The sequence below is a fragment of the Comamonas suwonensis genome (assembly GCF_012844455.2).
GTDB lineage: Bacteria > Pseudomonadota > Gammaproteobacteria > Burkholderiales > Burkholderiaceae_C > Comamonas > Comamonas suwonensis.
Window position 1 is genome coordinate 1 of record NZ_JABBCQ020000040.1, and the last position, 5343, is coordinate 5343.

Genomic DNA, 5343 nt, shown 5'->3' on the forward strand with positions numbered 1-5343 from the left:
CTGCCGTTGTTCACGCCGGATACAGGCCTGCTCGGCATTGATGATGATGCGTCCTCTGCGCAATCTGGCGGGATCAATGAGATCGTTGTGAAATGGGTTGACCCTATTGCGAAATCAGACTCCGCAGTGCGCGAGAAGAATCTGGGGGCCATCCTCGCCGCACGGGGCATAGCAGTGTGTGAAGAGGTCAACTACCCAGGGATACCGACAGAAGCACTGGCACGTCGTGTGGCCAGGCGTGATTTGCAAGCTAAAAGCGGCTTCATCAAACGCTTGTCAGTGCGCTTGGACCGCAGGGGCAAGAACATCATGCCTGGCCATGTTTTTCGCATCTCCGATCCCTTGCGTGGGATCGACAACATCGTTTTACGCGCTGGTCGTGTGGAGTTCGGCACCGTCACGGACGGGACCATCACGGTGGTTGCGCTGCAGGATGTCTTTGGGTTGCCCGCTACGGTCTACCGAGAGCCTGAAGAAAATGCCTATGTTCCTCCAGATACCCAGCCGAGGATTCCTGCATTTCAAGCTGTGATGGAGGCGCCGTACCGGGAGCTGGTTCAGGCTATGGGTTCTGCGGACCTCGCTGCTTTGGACTCGTCATCCGGCTATCTGCATGCGATGGCTGTACGTCCAGCCGGGATGGCTGAGGCATTTCAGCTGCAGTCACGGGTGAGTCCCGCTGGATATACAGCGGCGGTCGATATGGCGGCCTGGTGCCCAGGCGGCAAGTTGACGGCAGCTATTGGACCAACGGACACGGCCATTGAATTGACCAGCGCGGTAGATCTGGACCAGATTGATGTGGGCACTGCTGCACTCATCGGCGCTGAAATCGTCCGTATTGATGCGGTCGACGTCAGCAACGCACTGCTGACTATCGCTCGGGGCTGTGCTGATACTGTGCCAGCAGCTCATGGCATGGGCACGGCTGTGCTGTGCTACGACGGCTGCGGCGCGGACGAGACCAAGGAATACACGGCCGGGGTCACGGCAGAGGCCAAGCTGCTGACCCGCACTGGCTCGGGCGTACTGGACATCTCTGTGGCTCCTGTCCAGTCCATCACATTTGCCAGCCGCGCTGCCCGCCCTTATCCCCCCGCAGGGCTTCGCATCAATGAACAGCTGCAGCCAGGCCTGGTTATCGGCAGCATGGACATTCGCTGGTCAACGAGAAATCGCGTCATACAGGCTGACAGCCTGGTGGACGCCTCAATGGCGAGCATCTCGCCGGAGCCCGGCACGACCTACACCATCCGGTCATATATCAACGACGTGCTGGTGGACGAGCAATCGAATCTCAACGCATCTACGGCAACGATATCGCTTGCGGCTGCCGGTGCTTGCCTGGTGGAAGTCTGGGCAGTGCGGGACGGCTTGGAGAGCTGGCAGGCGGCTAATGCCACTTTTACTTATCGACCCACGCCTTGGGTCTCTTATGTTGATCAGGCAGGAAATGCCTACGCGGATCAGCACGGCAACACTTACGAGGGCTGATACATGACAAAACGCTTTGGCGATAACCCACAGTTGAAGGCCCTGAAGGGCACCGAAATCATCCCCGCACAGGCACCCAATGGCGGCACAGATACGTCTGGTGCGGAGGTTGCAGCCGGGGACGATATCAGCATCAAGCTGCTGGATCTGATGGGCTTGCGTGTCAATACAGTCACCATCGCGGGTGGTGTGGCCACAGTGGACTGCGGCTATGGCCTGACGCGAAACCATGTGCTGACGCTGACAGGAAATGCAACGCTGGTGCTCGGCAACCTGGCGCCTGCAAGCTATGCAACAGAGGGGGAGATCCGCATCGCGCAAGATGGCACTGGCAGTAGAACACTCACCCTGCCTGCTAACTTCAAGGCACTGGGAGGCAGCGATACCGCTGTGGCATCTGCTGCAGGACGTGTCACGGTCTTGTCTTTCAAGACCGTCAACGACGGGGAGTCGGTGGAGTACGCAATGCAGGAGTCTGCGTAATGCTGCGCCGTCTGATGATCGCAAGCCGTAACTCGGACGTGCCTGATCAGGCCGTGACATGGTCGTCTGTTTTCAAAAGCCCGCTCATCGAACTCACCGCGGACCGGCTGGGTGCATACCGGTCCGGTGCCAGTGCGGTCAATGGCTATCCGGTCGCTTCAATCAGAGCAAATCTGGGCCTTTCATCGGGCAAGTGGTACTTTGAAATTTCCACGGCAAGACCGTATTACCCGGGTAACGCGTGGGAAAGCGCTGGCCTTTGCTCTGAAGCATTTGACTTTGTAAACACGGCGGACAATTCGGTATACATCGGATTTGCTCCGGTGAGCTATGGCCACTGCTATCGACGTTACGGCGGGGGCTCTAATGGCGTTCAAGAGCTCAGGTCAGGCGTGGCAGACTGGGTGGGCTCCATTGAACGAACCCCTGGGGTGCTTGGCATTGCAGTGGACCTTGATGCGGGTAAAGCTTGGTGCGTCATCAACGGAGCATGGACCGCAGGCGCAAATCCTTTAAGCACGCCCTCGGGGCGCTTCACATTTGCAGGCGGCATGACGATGTACCCTGCGGTCACAGTGCAAGATGGCATCTCACCAATGCCCACTGCAACGCACACGCTCAATGCAGGCCTATCACCGTTTAGTGCTGTTCCGGATGCAGCATTCGATGTTGGAGGAATCCTAGAAGGATTTAACAAGGGCTGGGGAGTGACTAGTGAGAAAAGCACGCCTTTAGACAACCACATCTTTGATGGCGAGCGCTTTATCGCTGCACGGGTGGACGACGGTTACACCCGTTTTTACAGCTCACAAGATGGGCAGGTCTTTGAGTATCTAGGCGGCATGGCGGGCGCCAATATGTTCAGCCAGCTTGAAGCGGGGCTAGCCAAAGGGGCCAATTGCTATGCGTCGTTTCCGAAGTACCTTGCGGCCACCAGCAACACTGTGAGCTGGTACTCAGCGACTATCCCGGACTTTACCCGCTCCGGCCCGCCGCAGCCCTGGGCTTCAGCACCGATTACAGGGACCCTGCCGTTGTGCATTGCCTGGGACCCCGACAACAGCCGCTTTGTACGCATCATGGCCGACAATACCGTGACTTGGTCTGCCGATGGCCTGGACTGGTCCATTCTTGGCGCCATGGTCCTGCCCGAGCTTCCCATAGGGTGGACTTGGTACACAGGCATGCGCATGGAGCTGTTTCGCAGCGGCGGCTACTGGTACGCATTGCACAGCGCGCTCGGCTCCAGATTCCAGGCAGACAGCACTTTATTGATGCGCTCTGTCGATCTGCTGGGGCCTTGGGCAGTTTGTCCTGGTACGGGCTTTTACTCCCCTCCAGATGGGGTAGCGGCATGGGACTTCTTCATGCTCACTGCGGTGGCCGTGCGTGGAACAACGATGATCATCACAGCCAGCGGCAGACGCTCAACTCCCGCAGGCTCTGCAACGCGTGAGTTGATCCTGCGCAGTACGGGCGGATTGAACTTTGCGCTCGTGCGCGAAGCCAGCTCATACAACATGCAAGGCTACAACGACTTTACCGAGGTCAAGCCGGTGGGTGCCAGCGGCTTTGTGGCCACGGGGGCCGGTGGCTTGCTGGTCAGTTCAGACGACGGATTAACTTGGTCACGCACAGCAATGGCCCCAGCGCCCACCGCGCTGCGTTCTGATGGGCGGGTTGTTGTCGGTACACGATCTACAGGGGCCAACGGTGCAGCCGAGGGTTGGCACACAGTTGATGGCCAGACTTGGACCAAGTCCACTGTTCGCCGCTACAACAGCGGGCTGCACCGGCACTGGCGTCTGCGGGCGATCAAGGCTGCTGGTGACGTGACTTTTGCTCACCTGGCATTCTTCAGTGGCGCTTCCAAGCTTATGGGCTACACCAAGAGCCAGGGGGCAGGCACAGGCCTGGCCAACGTGGACAACGCCGATGCCGCGACCTTCTGGGGAGCCACTGCGACTGAGCTGGCAGCTGGCAGCGCTTGGGTGGCTTATGACTTCGGCAGCGCCCAGGATGTGACGGCCGTGGAACTGCAGGCCCCCTCTGGGGACAACAGCCGCATGCCTTCCAGTGTGGAGATCGAAGCCAGCGAGGACGGCGTCAACTGGCGGCCAGTTTGGTTTGAGGCTGGGCTGACCTGGTCGGCTGGCGAGAGCAAGAGACTCGAAAAAGCCTCATAAGGCCTTAAAAAAGACGGGCGACCTGGTCAAGTGTTGGAGCACCTGGCCAAGCCCCCGACCCGCAGAGATGACCTGCAAGTCAGGCGAAGACCCGCCGCTCTCGAGAGCCCGGCAAGTCTATCGTCTTTCAACAGTTGAAACTGGCTTGCAATGAATGAAATAAGGTGCGGCAACTGCCGCAAGAAACTGGCCGAGGGTGAGTACATCCGCCTGGCCATCAAGTGCCCCCGTTGTGGAGCATTCAATCAGCTGAGCGCCCAGAGCGCCCCAAAAGAGCCCCACGAGGGCCAGTTGCTGAGATAAATGACGAATCCCATCATTCCTTGGATTGGCGGCAAGCGCCGCCTGGTCGACATGCTGCTCAAGCGCTTTCCGGCGCATGACTGCTACGTAGAAGTCTTCGCAGGCGGCGCGGCCGTGTACTTTGCGCGCCACCCAGCCGACGTCGAAGTGCTTAACGACGTCAATGGCGACCTGGTCAATCTATATAGAGTGGTCACCCATCACCTTGAAGAGTTCGTGCGCCAGTTCAAATGGGCGCTGACGTCGCGGCAGGTCTTCAAATGGCTGCAGGACACCCGCCCCGAGACTCTGACGGACATCCAGCGTGCCGCTCGGTTCTTCTACCTGCAGCAGCAGTCATTCGGTGGCAAGGTGTCTGGTCAGACTTTCGGCACTGCGACCACGGCCCCGGCGATCAACTTGCTGCGCATTGAAGAAAACCTCTCGGCCGCTCACCTGCGCATGGCGGGCGGTACATATATAGAGCAGCTCGACTGGGCCTCCTGTATGGACCGCTACGACCGAGCCCATACGCTCTTCTATATGGATCCCCCGTACTGGGAGACCGAGGGCTACGGCGTGCCATTCCCCTGGGAGCAGTACGAGCTGATGGCCAAGAAGCTCAAGACCCTCAAGGGCAAGGCCGTCATCAGCATCAACGACCACCCGGCGATCAGAGATTGCTTCAAGGACTTTGAGATGGAGGCTCTGAAGTTGGACTACACCGTGGGCGGCGGTGCAAACCGGGTGGAGCGTGGGGAACTGGTGATCTACAGCTGGAACAGAGAAGCTGAGCCCGCTGGTCTGTTCTAATTCTGAAATTCTCTTACGCCTGCTGAAACCGATAACTGGCGCATTTATCACGCATCAGTGCGCCCAGTTATCGCGCCGCGCTTCA

5 protein-coding genes are annotated in these 5343 nt (G+C 58.9%); all 5 read left to right on the plus strand.

All coding sequences use genetic code 11. The features are described from left to right. Nucleotides 1-1494, plus strand: a 1494-nt coding sequence (locus HF327_RS21595) for a phage tail protein (protein ID WP_206764503.1), incomplete at its 5' end; no start/stop codon positions are given. Nucleotides 1495-1497: 3 nt separating this feature from the next. Next, the gene (locus tag HF327_RS21600) at nucleotides 1498-1977 is read left to right on the plus strand and encodes a hypothetical protein (RefSeq protein ID WP_198462404.1); all 480 of its coding nucleotides are present in this window, start codon (nucleotides 1498-1500) and stop codon (nucleotides 1975-1977) included. A gap of 707 nt (nucleotides 1978-2684) precedes the next feature. Then, complete coding sequence (locus tag HF327_RS22390; protein WP_198462405.1) at nucleotides 2685-4163, plus strand: discoidin domain-containing protein; 1479 nt, start codon at nucleotides 2685-2687, stop codon at nucleotides 4161-4163. 150 nt (nucleotides 4164-4313) lie between these two features. Continuing rightward, nucleotides 4314-4466 (plus strand): Com family DNA-binding transcriptional regulator, encoded by a 153-nt coding sequence (locus HF327_RS21610; protein ID WP_198462406.1) that lies wholly within the window; start codon nucleotides 4314-4316, stop codon nucleotides 4464-4466. Beyond that, a complete protein-coding gene (locus HF327_RS21615) occupies nucleotides 4467-5258 on the plus strand; it encodes a DNA adenine methylase (protein WP_198462407.1) in 792 nt (263 codons plus the stop codon). Nucleotides 5259-5343: the final 85 nt, after the last annotated feature.